At 42.7% G+C, this 13,151-nt stretch carries 14 protein-coding genes and 1 tRNA gene; 6 read left to right on the top strand and 9 right to left on the bottom strand.

Translation table 11 applies throughout. From position 1 onward, the window contains the following. Positions 1 to 18 precede the first annotated feature (18 nt). Together QVD32_RS08560 and QVD32_RS08555 are read left to right on the top strand one after the other, a co-directional pair. Positions 19 to 91, top strand: a tRNA-Lys gene (locus tag QVD32_RS08560). A 107-nt stretch (positions 92 to 198) separates the two neighbouring features. Further along, positions 199 to 378: a DUF4250 domain-containing protein gene (locus QVD32_RS08555; protein ID WP_040296166.1), complete on the top strand. Its 180-nt coding sequence runs from the start codon at positions 199 to 201 to the stop codon at positions 376 to 378. A 130-nt stretch (positions 379 to 508) separates the two neighbouring features. Here the strand turns inward: QVD32_RS08555 and QVD32_RS08550 are convergent, their stop codons facing one another. From QVD32_RS08550 to QVD32_RS08535, 4 genes are all read right to left on the bottom strand, one after another. Further along, positions 509 to 1,480 (bottom strand): alpha/beta hydrolase, encoded by a 972-nt coding sequence (locus QVD32_RS08550; RefSeq protein ID WP_229033616.1) that lies wholly within the window; start codon positions 1,478 to 1,480, stop codon positions 509 to 511. Positions 1,481 to 1,601: 121 nt separating this feature from the next. Further along, complete coding sequence (locus tag QVD32_RS08545) at positions 1,602 to 1,841, bottom strand: cyclophilin-like fold protein (RefSeq protein ID WP_252206055.1); 240 nt, start codon at positions 1,839 to 1,841, stop codon at positions 1,602 to 1,604. After that, positions 1,822 to 2,067, bottom strand: a complete 246-nt coding sequence (locus tag QVD32_RS08540) for a hypothetical protein (RefSeq protein WP_021891605.1) — start codon at positions 2,065 to 2,067, stop codon at positions 1,822 to 1,824. The genes QVD32_RS08545 and QVD32_RS08540 overlap by 20 nt, the downstream gene beginning before the upstream one ends. A gap of 5 nt (positions 2,068 to 2,072) precedes the next feature. Then, positions 2,073 to 2,639 carry a DapH/DapD/GlmU-related protein gene (locus QVD32_RS08535; protein ID WP_046411756.1) on the bottom strand — a complete coding sequence of 189 codons (567 nt, stop codon included), beginning with the start codon at positions 2,637 to 2,639 and terminating at the stop codon, positions 2,073 to 2,075. A 207-nt stretch (positions 2,640 to 2,846) separates the two neighbouring features. On the opposite strand from QVD32_RS08535, the gene QVD32_RS08530 reads away from it, so the two are divergent. Next, complete coding sequence (locus QVD32_RS08530; protein ID WP_008862504.1) at positions 2,847 to 3,752, top strand: helix-turn-helix domain-containing protein; 906 nt, start codon at positions 2,847 to 2,849, stop codon at positions 3,750 to 3,752. A gap of 77 nt (positions 3,753 to 3,829) precedes the next feature. Here the strand turns inward: QVD32_RS08530 and QVD32_RS08525 are convergent, their stop codons facing one another. Next, positions 3,830 to 4,666 carry a hypothetical protein gene (locus QVD32_RS08525; protein WP_008862503.1) on the bottom strand — a complete coding sequence of 279 codons (837 nt, stop codon included), beginning with the start codon at positions 4,664 to 4,666 and terminating at the stop codon, positions 3,830 to 3,832. A gap of 241 nt (positions 4,667 to 4,907) precedes the next feature. Here QVD32_RS08525 and QVD32_RS08520 point away from each other — a divergent pair, with 241 nt between their 5' ends. The 3 genes from QVD32_RS08520 (at position 4,908) to QVD32_RS08510 (ending at position 7,216) form a co-directional block, all read left to right on the top strand. Further along, positions 4,908 to 5,276: a winged helix-turn-helix transcriptional regulator gene (locus QVD32_RS08520; RefSeq protein WP_008862502.1), complete on the top strand. Its 369-nt coding sequence runs from the start codon at positions 4,908 to 4,910 to the stop codon at positions 5,274 to 5,276. A gap of 192 nt (positions 5,277 to 5,468) precedes the next feature. After that, the gene (locus tag QVD32_RS08515) at positions 5,469 to 6,416 is read left to right on the top strand and encodes an HAD family hydrolase (protein ID WP_021891603.1); all 948 of its coding nucleotides are present in this window, start codon (positions 5,469 to 5,471) and stop codon (positions 6,414 to 6,416) included. A gap of 29 nt (positions 6,417 to 6,445) precedes the next feature. Next, positions 6,446 to 7,216, top strand: a complete 771-nt coding sequence (locus tag QVD32_RS08510) for a glycerophosphodiester phosphodiesterase (RefSeq protein WP_118687098.1) — start codon at positions 6,446 to 6,448, stop codon at positions 7,214 to 7,216. A 43-nt stretch (positions 7,217 to 7,259) separates the two neighbouring features. Here QVD32_RS08510 and QVD32_RS08505 read toward each other — a convergent pair whose 3' ends face one another. The 4 genes from QVD32_RS08505 to QVD32_RS08490 all read right to left on the bottom strand — a co-directional run bounded on the left by QVD32_RS08505 (position 7,260) and on the right by QVD32_RS08490 (position 13,144). After that, complete coding sequence (locus tag QVD32_RS08505) at positions 7,260 to 7,907, bottom strand: recombinase family protein (protein ID WP_008862498.1); 648 nt, start codon at positions 7,905 to 7,907, stop codon at positions 7,260 to 7,262. A 710-nt stretch (positions 7,908 to 8,617) separates the two neighbouring features. Further along, positions 8,618 to 10,807, bottom strand: a complete 2,190-nt coding sequence (locus tag QVD32_RS08500; protein WP_118686875.1) for an immunoglobulin-like domain-containing protein — start codon at positions 10,805 to 10,807, stop codon at positions 8,618 to 8,620. A 547-nt stretch (positions 10,808 to 11,354) separates the two neighbouring features. Then, positions 11,355 to 11,843, bottom strand: coding sequence for a low molecular weight protein-tyrosine-phosphatase (locus tag QVD32_RS08495; protein ID WP_008862495.1), 489 nt, complete (start codon positions 11,841 to 11,843; stop codon positions 11,355 to 11,357). 65 nt (positions 11,844 to 11,908) lie between these two features. Then, the gene (locus tag QVD32_RS08490; RefSeq protein ID WP_118686874.1) at positions 11,909 to 13,144 is read right to left on the bottom strand and encodes a 3-deoxy-D-manno-octulosonic acid transferase; all 1,236 of its coding nucleotides are present in this window, start codon (positions 13,142 to 13,144) and stop codon (positions 11,909 to 11,911) included. Positions 13,145 to 13,151 lie beyond the last annotated feature (7 nt).

The following is a 13,151-nucleotide window of genomic DNA, read 5'->3' as shown; positions in this document are numbered from 1 at the left end:
CAAAAAGCAACAAGGTTAGATTCGCTAGCTCAGCTGGTAGAGCACAACACTTTTAATGTTGGGGTCTTGGGTTCGAGCCCCAAGCGGATCACCGAGAAAGATTACAGATACTTAGCAATTGGGTATCTGTAATTTTTTTTTGAAAGAATCGTTTAATTTACACTATCTTTGCTACCCGAAATAAAAGGAGAAAAGTATATGACTGTTTTGCCAGAAGACCCGATGATTTTATTCTCGTTTATTAATACGAAGTTACGGGATAATTATGTGTCGTTAGATGAATTGTGCGATGATATGCACATCAGTAAAGCTGATTTAGTCGCTAAGTTGGGAAGCGTCGGTTTTGAATACAATCCTCAGCAGAATAAATTTTGGTAAGTAATATTTGGTTTTTCCGGTTGCGGGGCGATGGTACGATTGCCCTGCCGGAGATGATGCTTCGTTGGAATAAAGAATAAAGCCCGATAACATAGGTTTATCGGGCTTTATTTATTCGTCAGGCTCTATTTTATTTCAAATACCCTTTGAAAAAAGATTCCAATTTATCAAAAGGAATAATGTCTGTTCGGTCGTATAAATCCGTGTGGTTGGCTCCTGAGACAATTATTAACTCTTTGTTGTCGCCTTTCAACTTTTTGAAAGCATCTTCGCTGAAATAACGCGAATGAGCTTTCTCTCCGTGAATCAGCAACACGGCACTACGAATTTCGTCGCTATAAGCGAGGATAGGAGCATTGAGAAACGAGAGAGCCGAAGTTTTGTTCCAGCCGTTGTTAGAGTTCAACGAACGAGAATGGTAACCCCGTGAAGTTTTGTAGTAGGCATGATAATCTTTTACGAATTGCGGTGCATCCTGCGGTAGTGGATCGACTACACCGCCGGCCGTGGCATACGAACCGTTTTTTGCATCGATGGTACGTTGGGAGCTGAGTTGTCGGCGCATTTCATAACGGGCATCGGCATTGTCGTTTTCGTCGAAATAACCGTTGGCCGTGCATCTGCTCATATCGTACATGGTAGAGGCTACGGTCGCTTTAATGCGTGTGTCTATGGCTGCGGCGTTTATAGCCAGTCCGCCCCAACCACAGATGCCGATAATTCCGATTCGCTCTGAATCTACATCGTCACGCAAGGAGAGGAAATCGACGGCTGCACAGAAATCTTCCGTATTTATGTCGGGTGATGCCACGTAGCGAGGTGCGCCGCCGCTTTCGCCGGTGAAAGAGGGGTCGAAGGCGATTGTCAGAAAGCCTCGTTCGGCCATAGTTTGCGCATAGAGTCCCGACGCTTGTTCTTTTACAGCCCCGAACGGGCCGCAGACGGCGATAGCCGGTAATTTGCCTTCGGCATTTTTCGGCATGTATAAATCGGCTGCGAGCGTAATTCCGTAACGGTTCCTGAATGTTACTTTACTATGTTTCACTTTGTCACTTTGGGGGAATGTTTTATCCCATTCATTTGTCAGATTCAAATTTTCCATATCGTTTTTATTGGTTTGTACATCTTGTGCATTTATTGTAAACAGACTTATGGCGATGAACCATGTTGTAAAGATAAATTTGATTCGTTGTTTCATAAGATTGATGTTTATATGGTTGAGGTTATTCGAATGTCACGGTTATGTTCCTGTCGCCGACTGCTGCCGATAATCCCGATGGCTTGTCGATTTTCCCGATTCGCGTATAGCTGTACGGACTGGAAAAGGTCTCATAGAACAAGACGAGACAACTGTTGCCCCATAGCATCAGGTCGCCAGCGAAGATTGTTCCGGGCGTAACAGTACTCGTAGGCAAGGCTGTCGGCAAGTAATAAAACTTTTCATTACCGGCATGTTCGGTCATGTTTACAGTTATGGGCAACGAACGCTTTCGCTGTGGCGTTATCCTCCAAAGTGGCCGTAAAAGAGGCGTTGCCGATAATGATACGTATTTGTTCGTTCATCGTGGGCGTATTACTGTCTCCTGCTGTCTCTCCGTTCGGTGGTTCCACAATCGGGGCATCGTTGGTCGAGCATGAGGAAATGTTTACGAAAAGGCAAAGGGTTAAAGCAATGATAAAAGGCTTCATTCGGTTTAAGAGTTTATTTTTCTGATGAATCGAGCCGGATTTCCGGCAACAATTGCATTGTCCGGTACATCTTTGGTAACGACCGAGCCTGCTCCGACGATGGCATTGTCACCAATAGTCACATTGGGTAAGATGGTGGCATGTGCACCGATCCATGCACTTTTTCCTATATGAATAGGTGCATGATAGAGATTCTGGCGGTCATTGGGAGCGAAGCCGTGATTCAAAGTCGCCATCACCACACTATGCCCTATCAGTGCTCCGTCGCCGATAAAGATACCGCCTTGGTCTTGAAATTGGCAACAAGAGTTGATAAAGACATTCTTCCCTACATGGATATTTTTTCCGAAGTCGGTATAAAAAGGTGGGAACAGACGGAAAGAATTGTCTACCTTGCTGTTGGTAATTTGGCTGAATAGGGTGACGATCTCTTCGGGTGTGTGGTAAGAACCGTTCAAATCGAATAGTAGCCGGCGAGTGTCGTCGCTTTGTTCACGCATGAAAGCAATCATTTCTTCACCCGCCAACGGCTCGCCTGCGGCAATCATTTGTTGGAATCGTTTTAAATCCATATTATATTCTTTTTGCATGGTTGGTTTGACGATGTAAAATTACCGCCTATATTCTATAACGATAGTAGATGAATTACGGAAAGAATAACCCGAATTCCGGATTCTGTGATGCGTCTCTTTCTCTTTTCGTAAGTTGTTGTAATTTTGCACTGTATAAGAATGTACGGTTTGGCCGTACAGCTTTTGCAATTAGTTTTCTAAAAAGATATGAACGAAATTATTCAGTTGAACAGTGTCGATGTTTATAATAAGATGTATGGCTTGAAAACCTTGCATCCTCTGGTCTCGGTCGTGGATTTGAGGAAAGCGACCCGAGTTGTCAATCACGTGAAGATGAATTATGGCGTATATGCCTTGTTCTTGAAAAACGGAACGAATTGTACGTTGAAATATGGCCGACGGTATTATGATTATCAGGAGGGTACGATCGTCAGTTTCGCTCCGGGGCAGTTGGTTGGCGTAGATTCCGATGAGGACGAGATAAGCCCCGAGGTGTATGGATTGATTTTTCACCCCGATCTTATTTATGGAACGGCATTAGGGAAGAAGATAGGGAAGTACTCTTTCTTTTCGTATGAACAGAACGAAGCACTCCATCTTTCGGATCAAGAGCGGGAAATTATTATGGATTGTTTCCATAAAATAGAAGTGGAGTTGGAACACCCGGTGGACAAACACACAAGGGAGTTGTTATCGGTCAATATAGAACTGTTGCTCGATTATTGTTTGCGGTTTTACGACCGTCAATTCTATACTCGTGAAAAGGTTAATAACGATGTCCTTATCAGGTTCGAACAGCTTTTAAACGACTATTTCCGCAACGGGGAATCACAAGTGCGGGGACTACCTTCCGTCAGGTATTTTGCCGACAAAGTTTTTCTTTCTCCGGGTTATTTCGGCGACTTGGTGAAAAAAGAGACCGGGAAGACAGCGCAGGAATATATACAAGGTAAAATTATTGAATTGTCTAAGGAGTATATATTGGGCTCACAGCTCGGAATCAGTCAGATCGCTTATTCTTTGGGATTTCAATATCCCCAACATTTCAGTCGTTTGTTCAAAAAACTCGAAGGGTGTACTCCGAACGAGTTTCGTAATCAGGCGATGAGTTGAGAGCTATAAAAGCGGAGAGGATGCAGAAAAATCCGATAGCAGTTGAAGCTATCGGATTTTTTTGTTCGATAGGAAAGTTAGTGCTTGTAGAGGGCTTTCGCCAAGTCGGTCAGATTGTTTTCTCCTGGCAGAGAGGGGAATGTCTGAGTCATGGCCGAGATGAACCTCTCGGCGGTGGAGTTTTCCCGGAGGATTTGTTTCATTTTTTTCAGATAGTCGATTTTAAATTCAACCGATTCGCGTCCGGTAGCTCCGTCGTGACCTCCGATAAAGTATTCGCATCCCGATTTCAGCGCTTTCTCGGCTTCGGCAATTTCTGCATCTATGGCGGCCGGAGAACTTATTTGCAAGTAGCTTATGTGAGCTTTTACCGGAGTCCAGTGGGTGTAGTAAACTTTATTCCCGATAATGATACTGGCTGCGGGAAAGTCGGTGGAAGCTCCTTTGTCGAAGTAAAACTCTATATTATCCCACGTTTGTTTGCTGCCAAATTTAATTTCTTCTGCTTTCCCGGTCGGTAGCGGTACGATTGCATCGCCGAAAATTTCGGCGAAGTTCCGCATCATTCCGTCGTAGGTCGCTCCTTTTGTAAAGGCTGGCATACCTTCGGCCATTACTATATCGTGGTTTCCCGTCCCACCCACATGGTAATCGGTGATGATTGTCTGTACAGGTTTGTTCAACGAGGCCACATAAGCGTCGAATTCTGCCACATTATCTTTAAATAAAGGCTGTTCCAAGGTAATGAGTCCGTTTTTACCTTCTACGATGTAGCTTGCATCGTTCAGAGCATCGTTCGTGTAATACACGTGCAATTTGAAATCCTTCAAGTCCAGAACTTCGAATTTTCCTTTTGTTTGTGCCATTGCTGTAAATGTGATTAATGATAATAAAATTAAAATGTTCTTTTTCATAATTCTAGTTTTTATTAGTTACTAAATTATTGTTACTCTCTTTTTAGCTGCAAATATGAAACTATAATTTTTTCTTCACAAGAAGATACCTCGAAGTCAGATAGTTACTTTTTTGAAACCTTCGTTGAATACGAATGAGTTATTAAAGTGTGTTTTAACTTCTTTTAATATAACTGAATTTTACTGTTGCATTATCTAAGTTTCTTAATTACTTTTGTATTGTTATTGAAATATAATGATTATGGCTAAAATAGAAATTAAGGATGCACTTTTCCCCGATTGTCCTATTCGGAATATTCTTTCGCGTATCGGTGATAAATGGTCCCTGTTGGTTCTTTATACATTGAGTGGTTCGTCTGTTATGCGTTTTAATGTTTTGCAGAAGAATATCCCCGATATTTCCCAAAAGATGTTGACGGTTACCTTGCGAGCCCTCGAAGAAGACGGATTGGTAAAAAGAGTGATTTATGCCGAGGTTCCCCCGAGGGTAGAATACTCTTTGACCGACCGGGCGAAATCTTTGTTGCCTTGTATTGATAGTCTGATTGCATGGGCTGGGGAGAATATGGCAGCGATATTAAGCGATAGAATGCGGAGCAAAGTCGGGTAACTGCGATGTACTCTTTTATGAGTACGGAATGTAATGAACAATCGCTTTATTACGATTCTATGAAATTTTCGTTTCCTTTCGATTTTATTTCAAGTAAGGGGGTTTTACTTTCGAATTTTTTCGATTCGTATAATATTATATGTAGATAATTGTTGTATATTTGCATAAAGTGCAAATTAAAAAAAATATATTATGCGATCTATTTCCAACAGATTTTTTTATGCGATTGTAGTTCTGTTAAATGTTTTTGCGGCAGGGAGTATCTGTGCCCAACAATATCGTCCTATTGCGACTTGGCCCGATGAGACGAATGCTCGTATCGAGGAATTTCTGAATACGACGTTGACCGTTACCGGCCGTAAGGTCGCCGTGTTCGATTGCGACGGTACGGTGTTCGGACAAGCTCCTTACTATCTGGCCGACGAGGCGTTGTATGATTATGCCGATAAAAAATACAAGAACCGTAAAGATAAAGAATCGAGACAAAAGATGGCGATTCTCGACCGTATGGTAAAAGACGGTAATAACGTGGGGAAACCTTATGTGGAAGATAGGGTACATTTTTTGTCTGGCATGACTCCTGAGGAAATCGCTACCCTCGGTTACGATTGTTATATGCGTTCGTATAAGGGGAAAATGTATCCTGAGATGAAGACTCTTATTTCCAACTTGAAAGAATATGGTTTCGAGGTGTGGATATTGACTGCCTCTCCCGAATTTTTATACCAAAGGTTTGTCGCTTCCGAGTTGGGAATACCCGTCACTCATGTGCTGGGGGTTAAGGGTGTCGTGAAAAACGGAGTCATGTCCGATGAAATCATTATGCCCATACCGCAAGATGATGGCAAGGCTCAGGTTATACCTACTTATATTAAAGCCGTGCCTTTGATTGTGGGCGGGAATAGCCGAGGAGACATGGATATGTTGAATGAATCGAGAGGATTGAAAATTGTGGTGAACCCCGACGATGTGACGGTGAGAGGCAAAGAAGACGGCCCGATGAGCGGACATACCGTGAAATCGTATTGGGAAAAAGAGGGAGCTTTGATCGTTCATTGTAACGATGTTCGAGATAAGAACGTCTCTTTTAAAACCGCCGACTTCAAGATAAGAACTAATTTGGAGAATCCGAAGAAGTAAGTAGATACCTTAATAAAAAACAAATGATTATGAAAACTAAAATTTTAATGGTTGCATTGATGTTATTGGCTATGACTCCGGCTATTCAGGCAAAGTCGTCGACCAAGACCGTGGCTCATCGGGGATATTGGAAATGTGAAGGCTCTGCCGAGAACTCTTTGGCTTCATTGCGAAAAGCTCATGACGTCGGTTGTTGGGGGTCGGAATTGGATATATGGTTGACTTCGGACGGTGGGTTGGTGGTAAACCATGACCCCAAAACATTGGACGGATTGAAAATCGAAGAAACGGATTTCAAGACCATAACGAAGTCAAAATTGAAAAACGGGGAGACTGTTCCTTCTTTGAAGGATTATTTAAAAGCCGGAAAGAAGTTGAAGCCCATGATATTGGTGTTGGAACTTAAAACCCAATCTACTCCCGAAAGAAATATCGAGTTGGCTAAAAAGGTTGTGGATATGGTCAAATCGATGAAAATGGAAGGGCAGGTAGAATACATCGCATTCAGCAACTTGGTGGGAACGGAGATTATCCGGTTGGACCCGAATGCGAAGGTCGCTTATTTGAATGGAGATAAAACACCTGCCGAGCTTAAAGAGTTGGGGTATACGGGTCTCGATTATCATCAAAAGGTATTGAAAAACAATAAGAGTTGGATTCGGGAAGCTCATGATTTGGACTTGACGGTTAATGTCTGGACCGTAAATAAAGCAGACGACTTGCAGTATTTTATCGATGAAGCAGCCGACTTTATCACGACGAATGAGCCGGAACTTCTGCTGGACCTTCTGAAAAAATAGGTTTCTTTATTTTCACCCCGGTGCTTCTTCTCCGGGGTGATTTTTATTTTGACGAAGTATAAAAATGCGTCATCTTGTATTGGAATGCTTCTTCTACGCTTGGACAAACCTTTCTGAATTTGGAGAACGTATCGGTAGAGACTCCGTATATACGGCAAATCGAAGCCATAGATTCTCCTTTTTTCAGGCGATCTATTATTTCAAGTTCGTTATCGATGAGTATTTTCAATTTGGTGATACTTCCCTTTTTCCGACCGAGAATGACTCCTTCTGCTTTTCGTAAGGCAAGAGCTTCTTTGGTTCTCATAGATATAAGGTTCCGTTCGATTTCTGCGACAAGGCCGAATGCAAAGCAAAGGACTTTGCTGTTTATGGTATTATCGAATGCGTATCCGTCTTTGGTAGAGTAGATTGTAATATTTTTTTCAAGACATTTTCCCATAATGGCCATAATCTCTGTGAGAGTGCGGCTTAATCTCGATATTTCGGTAACGATGAGCGTGTCTCCCGGTTTTAATTGATTGATTACTCTCCCTAACTTCCGTTCTTTCTGATTCTTTTTTCCGCTGACAATTTCGGTTACCCATCGGCTGACTTCTATCTCTTTGGTGTGGGCGAAACGCCTGATTTCGTCTTGTTGGTTGACAAGATGTTGTTTACTGGTGCTGACTCTTAAATACGCAATTACCATAGTTTATCATTTAAAGTTAAACAAACATAGGGGGTTAAAGGTATTTCTTTTGAGTAAAAAAAATACAAAAAGAAGGGCGAATGGTTTTTCTTTCTGTTTTATTGGGAGTTGGAGTCGATTATTTTATTGATTATTTATTTCTTCCGGCTCGTAGGAATAAGCCGATGTTTGGGCCATTCGATAATTGGTAGGGATTTATGGCTCATTGTTGGAGTGGCATTTTAAAACCTCCTCCCCTGCCGTGTCCCATAGCATTACGGGGTGTCGCAAAGCGATATAGAGGTCTTCTGTTAGAAAAATAAATACGAGGAAAGTATTTACCTCCCTCCTCCCTGCTGTGTCCCGTAGTATTACGGGGTGTTTTGCACAACAAAATATAGGGGAGGTGTCCGAAGGACGGAGGGGTTAGAAAATGCCGGCAATGGAGGAGTTTAAAACTGATGAAGTGACATTTCAGTCCTCTCCCTCTGCTCATCGCAGATGAGATAGGGGGAGTGCCCGTAGGGCGAGGGGGTTGAATTTTCAATCAAACGATAGTTCTCTGTCTCTCACCGAATTGATCGGAATGAGGTTGTCGACAAGAATTTCATTGCTAAAATTCAATCCTTTATCTGCGGATTTTCTACCGAACCGATGTCTGGTGCGTGAGGAATAGAAAAAAGGAGCGGCATGTAATGCCGCTCCTTTTTTATGGTTGAAAGTAGTATCGGTTAAAATACGACTACTTTTTTATTTCCGATCAGATAAATACCGGCCGGTAATTCTATAATGTTGGTTCCCTCGACAAGTTCTATTTGTCGAACTTGTGCTCCGGTGAGTGCATAGATAGCGATAGGCATAGCTTCGGCAGTTTCGATGGTTACTTGACCTTTGCCGTTGATGACTTTCATTTCATTGGTGGCTACATCTTCGATACCGCTAGGTTGACCTTTTGAGATTGACAGCTCGACGATTGTCCAACGGGCAGCTTCATTGGCTTCACAAGTGTATTTGAAAGCGAAACGAATGGGCGCAGTGAGATCGTGCAGCTCGATGTTACCCGATTCGGTCGTTTCTTGGCTGGTGGCCCATGTTGCCATATCGGTGATTTCGGTCCATGAGGCATCGCTCGGTTGCGACATGATGCTGGGGTCGAAATCGGTTGAGTAGAACAGTTGTAAATCGTTACCGTTAAATGACTTTTGACTGCTAAACGCTAAAACTATATCTGAGGCTGTTACGGCGGGAGAGATTAAATAAGCCTCACCGACTCCTTTATTGAAACCATTAGCTTGAACCCCATAATTGGTCGATTCCCATTCTACTGTTCCCTCGGTTGTATAGGTGAGCCAATCGCCTAATCCTTCTGTCTTGAAATCAATTTGATAAGGAAGTTCTACCGATGTATTACGAACGGTCAGTGTGTATTGGGCAGCACCTTCTTGATAGGTGTTGTCGGCAGCGGTGGAGGCTTTGATTACAGTTGTTCCTGCACCTACGAGTGTTACCACACCTTCTGTGCTGATAGTAGCTACTTCTTGGTTACTGCTGCTGTAAGTGATAGGCCTTGTTGGAGTAGCAGTAGCTGCACTATTGTAGGTGAATCCTTTTGTGAAGAATAAGGTTTGGTTTCCGTCTATTTCATTGAACGTTACTTCTACGGCTGTTCTGCTGTCTTCTTGTTTATAAAGAGTAAGGTGTTTTTGGGAACCGGTATAGCAAGCGAATCGATATTGATTGTTGTTAGCATTGAATTGTAAATAACGAGTATTTACACCAGCATTTTGGATTTTGAAAACTTTATTATTCTCATCGTATATAAAATTCCAACCGCATTCTCCGATTGTATAGTCATTGTATATATAGGCTTCATTATTGTTACCCTTAAATCCTACAAATATATTTCCGTTGCTGATAGAGTAATGATCGTCCGATTCTAGGGTAATGTCCCACATAACTGTTTTGTCGTCGGTGACGATTTTATTTTCGGTAAGATCTATTTCGGTGTTTCCAAAGAATTTCCCGGCATTGGTTGTATTCAAAGCCATTACCGAGTTGGCATCATCATTTGCTTGATAGACGATAATATATTTCCCTTCGGTTACGGCGTCATTAGTCACTTTTACAAATGTTTTGAGAGCTGCCGGATCTGTTACTTTCAACGTATATTCGATAAAAGAGGCGTTGAAAGTCGCTGTTTCGGCAACTTCGGCCTTGATTACAGTTGTTCCTCCGGCAAGGAGCGTTACCGTACCTTGTTGGTCGATGGTAGCTACTTCTTGATTACTGCTGCTGTAAACGATAGTGGCATCCGATTTCGTTGTGGCTTTGCTGCTGTAACTTCCGTCTGCCAACATTTTGGTTATGTCGCCAGTGATTCCGCTAAATGTTAATTCGGGATTTGATTTTCCCGTTTCTTCCAATTTGTAGAGTGTCAAATCTTTTTGGTTGCTATTTGACTGGTAACATGCAAACCACTTACTGCTGCTGTTATATTGCAAAAATCGATTACTATATTGTACGTTGGTGGCTCGAAAATTGTCTTTTTCCACAGAAAAATTCCATTCACATGTTTTTTCTTCAAAGTTTGAAGAAAGAGAGGCATTATTGCTATTTACACCAACGACATATGTTCCATTATTGTTAATGCTCATACCGTTTGCTGTTGTTGTAATCTCCCAAATAATAGATGCATCGGGACTAATAATAGCATTATCTGTAACATTGATTGCAGTAGCAGCAATTCTAGAACCATTAGCTTTATTTTCCATAGCCATGTTTTCATAAGCTATTACATATTTTCCATCGGTAAGTTCTTCGATAGAAGATATTTTTTTGTAAGTCTGGCTCCACACCGGGACAGAACCACAAACCAACGCTACTAATAAAATAGCTGTGTGTAAGAAGTAATTTTTTTTCATAGATGTATTGTTTTAGAGTTAGAATATTCTATATGGTTTATTTTGAGCCCATTGAAATTAGTCTAACAAAAATATAAAAACGAATCGGAAAGAAAAAGCTTTTTTGAAGGAAACTTTATATTTTTAATGAAAATGTCATATCTATTGTTTATTTATCTTTCGTCTCTGAGCCTATAAGCCAGTTGTTCACCATCTCTTTTCAACCCCTCCGGCTCTGCGAGCCACCTCCCCTATATTTTGCGTTGCAAAACACCCCGTAATACTACGGGACACAGCAGGGAGGAGGGAGAAATACTTTCCTCGTATTTATTCCCCTATACGGCTAACAGAAGATCTCTATATCGCTTTGCGACACCCAATGCTACGGGACACGGTAGGGGGAAATACCATACCAATAATGCTGCGCCACTCCCTCACAGTTCTAAAAAGGGTGTTGGCAATGCCACGTGGAACACGGCAGGGGAGAGGTGTAGAAATGTTCCCTTTGTCAAGGGAAAGATGGAAAGTCGGTAATTTTATGTCTTGTGCGGTGTGAAGTGCATTATATTCATGCGATGTAAAAATCCTCGATTATTCCTTCACAGGCATCTTCCAAGATATTCAATACATTCTCAAAGCCGTCGGCTCCACCGTAATAAGGGTCGGGGATACAATCTACCGGGTAATGTCGGCAATAATCGGTTACACGCTTTACTTTTGCGGCTTCTTCGGGAGAGTCGGCCATAGAACGGAGCGTATCGATGTTGTAATCGTCCATACCCAAAATCAAATCGAATTTCTCGAAATCATCGGGTCTTACAGGGCGACTGCGATGTTCCAGCAAATATCCGCGTCGGGCAGCGTGTGAACGCATGCGAGGGTCGGGTAATTCTCCGGCGTGACCGCTGTAAGTCCCGGCAGAGTCTACCTCGAAGCGACCGGTTATCCCCCGTTGTCGAAGCATATGTTTAAATACTCCTTCCGCAGCCGGCGAACGGCAAATATTTCCGAGGCAGACGAAAAGTATTTTAACGGGTTTCTTTATCTCCTTTTCCATTTTAAATCGAATTTAATCCAGCCGAGATTGAGTAGAGGCGGAAACAATAAAGAACAGGTGTACCGTTATTCTTCTATCCCGAACAACTCTTTCAAAATGAGTTTGGTTGCTCCGGCATGAGTCGAAATGTAATCACCTGCATTTTTTCTGGCAGAGGCTAAGTATTTGGGATTGGTTAGTAGTTTGTCGGCAACGGTTGCAAATTCTTGACTGTTGTGGATTGCAAAGCCGCCTCCGCATGCTATGAGTTCGTGGGCTTCTTTGAATCGGCGATGGTTAGGCCCGAAAATAACGGGTATGTCATATACGGCAGCTTCGGCAATATTGTGTATGCCGGCTCCGAATCCTCCACCGACGTAAGCGACGGTTCCGTATCTGTAAATGGAGGAGAGAAGCCCGAAGCAGTCTATGATGAGGCAATCATACGACTGTACGGTGTCGATTGTGGCTTGTGTGTAACGTATAGCCGGGCGTTTCAGTAGTCTCTCTATCGATTGCAAATGAGATTCGTGTATTTCGTGTGGGGCCAGAATGAGTTTGATATTATCGTTGTGATTGAAATATCGAGTAATGAACTCCTCGTCTTTGGGCCACGAGCTGCCGGCAATAAGTATCTTTTTCCCTTGTGCGAACGCTTCGACAAGAGGTAATTCTTTGGCCGTGCGACGAATGTCGCCGACCCGGTCGAAACGAGTGTCACCTACGATCGATACATTGTCGATGCCTATACTGGCGAGTAGTTGTCGGGAGCGTTCGTCCTGTATATAAAGGTGGGTAAAGTTTTTCAAAATGCGACGAAAGTATCCTCCATAAGAACGGAAGAATATTTGTTTGGGGCGGAAGATAGCCGAGACAATATACGTGGGTATATTCCTGCGTTTAAGTTCGTTGAGGTAGTTCGCCCAAAATTCATATTTAATAAATATGGCTTTCGTGGGTTTGGTCAAGTCGAGGAATCGTCTTACATTGCCCGGCAGGTCGAACGGAAGGTAGCAAATAAGATCCGCTCCCGAATAATCTTTGCGGACTTCGTAACCCGATGGAGAGAAAAACGTGAGTAATATTTTGGTATCGGGTTGCGCTTTTTTTATGGCTTCGATAAGCGGACGTCCTTGTTCGAACTCTCCGAGGGACGAGGCATGTATCCACAAATAATCTCCTTGCGGATCGGCATGCCGGGAGAGGTAATCGAAGATTCCTTTTTGTCCCTGAGTCAGTTTCCGGGCCTTGACATTTCGTATTCCGGCGAGTGCGACTAATTGTTTATAGCAATATATTCCAAAATTATAAATCAATTTCATAGCGGCG

The organism is Barnesiella sp. (genome assembly GCF_022723415.1).
Classification (GTDB): domain Bacteria; phylum Bacteroidota; class Bacteroidia; order Bacteroidales; family Barnesiellaceae; genus Barnesiella; species Barnesiella intestinihominis.
This window is presented reverse-complemented; position numbering and strand designations above follow the sequence as displayed.

What these genes read in the sequence shown, in the direction of transcription:
- QVD32_RS08555 (WP_040296166.1), top strand. Translation starts at nt 199, where the DNA reads ATGACTGTTTTGCCAGAAGACCCGATGATTTTATTCTCGTTTATTAAT.
- QVD32_RS08550 (WP_229033616.1), bottom strand. Translation starts at nt 1,480, where the DNA reads ATGGAAAATTTGAATCTGACAAATGAATGGGATAAAACATTCCCCCAA.
- QVD32_RS08545 (WP_252206055.1), bottom strand. Translation starts at nt 1,841, where the DNA reads ATGACCGAACATGCCGGTAATGAAAAGTTTTATTACTTGCCGACAGCC.
- QVD32_RS08540 (WP_021891605.1), bottom strand. Translation starts at nt 2,067, where the DNA reads ATGAAGCCTTTTATCATTGCTTTAACCCTTTGCCTTTTCGTAAACATT.
- QVD32_RS08535 (WP_046411756.1), bottom strand. Translation starts at nt 2,639, where the DNA reads ATGGATTTAAAACGATTCCAACAAATGATTGCCGCAGGCGAGCCGTTG.
- QVD32_RS08530 (WP_008862504.1), top strand. Translation starts at nt 2,847, where the DNA reads ATGAACGAAATTATTCAGTTGAACAGTGTCGATGTTTATAATAAGATG.
- QVD32_RS08525 (WP_008862503.1), bottom strand. Translation starts at nt 4,666, where the DNA reads ATGAAAAAGAACATTTTAATTTTATTATCATTAATCACATTTACAGCA.
- QVD32_RS08520 (WP_008862502.1), top strand. Translation starts at nt 4,908, where the DNA reads ATGGCTAAAATAGAAATTAAGGATGCACTTTTCCCCGATTGTCCTATT.
- QVD32_RS08515 (WP_021891603.1), top strand. Translation starts at nt 5,469, where the DNA reads ATGCGATCTATTTCCAACAGATTTTTTTATGCGATTGTAGTTCTGTTA.
- QVD32_RS08510 (WP_118687098.1), top strand. Translation starts at nt 6,446, where the DNA reads ATGAAAACTAAAATTTTAATGGTTGCATTGATGTTATTGGCTATGACT.
- QVD32_RS08505 (WP_008862498.1), bottom strand. Translation starts at nt 7,907, where the DNA reads ATGGTAATTGCGTATTTAAGAGTCAGCACCAGTAAACAACATCTTGTC.
- QVD32_RS08500 (WP_118686875.1), bottom strand. Translation starts at nt 10,807, where the DNA reads ATGAAAAAAAATTACTTCTTACACACAGCTATTTTATTAGTAGCGTTG.
- QVD32_RS08495 (WP_008862495.1), bottom strand. Translation starts at nt 11,843, where the DNA reads ATGGAAAAGGAGATAAAGAAACCCGTTAAAATACTTTTCGTCTGCCTC.
- QVD32_RS08490 (WP_118686874.1), bottom strand. Translation starts at nt 13,144, where the DNA reads ATGAAATTGATTTATAATTTTGGAATATATTGCTATAAACAATTAGTC.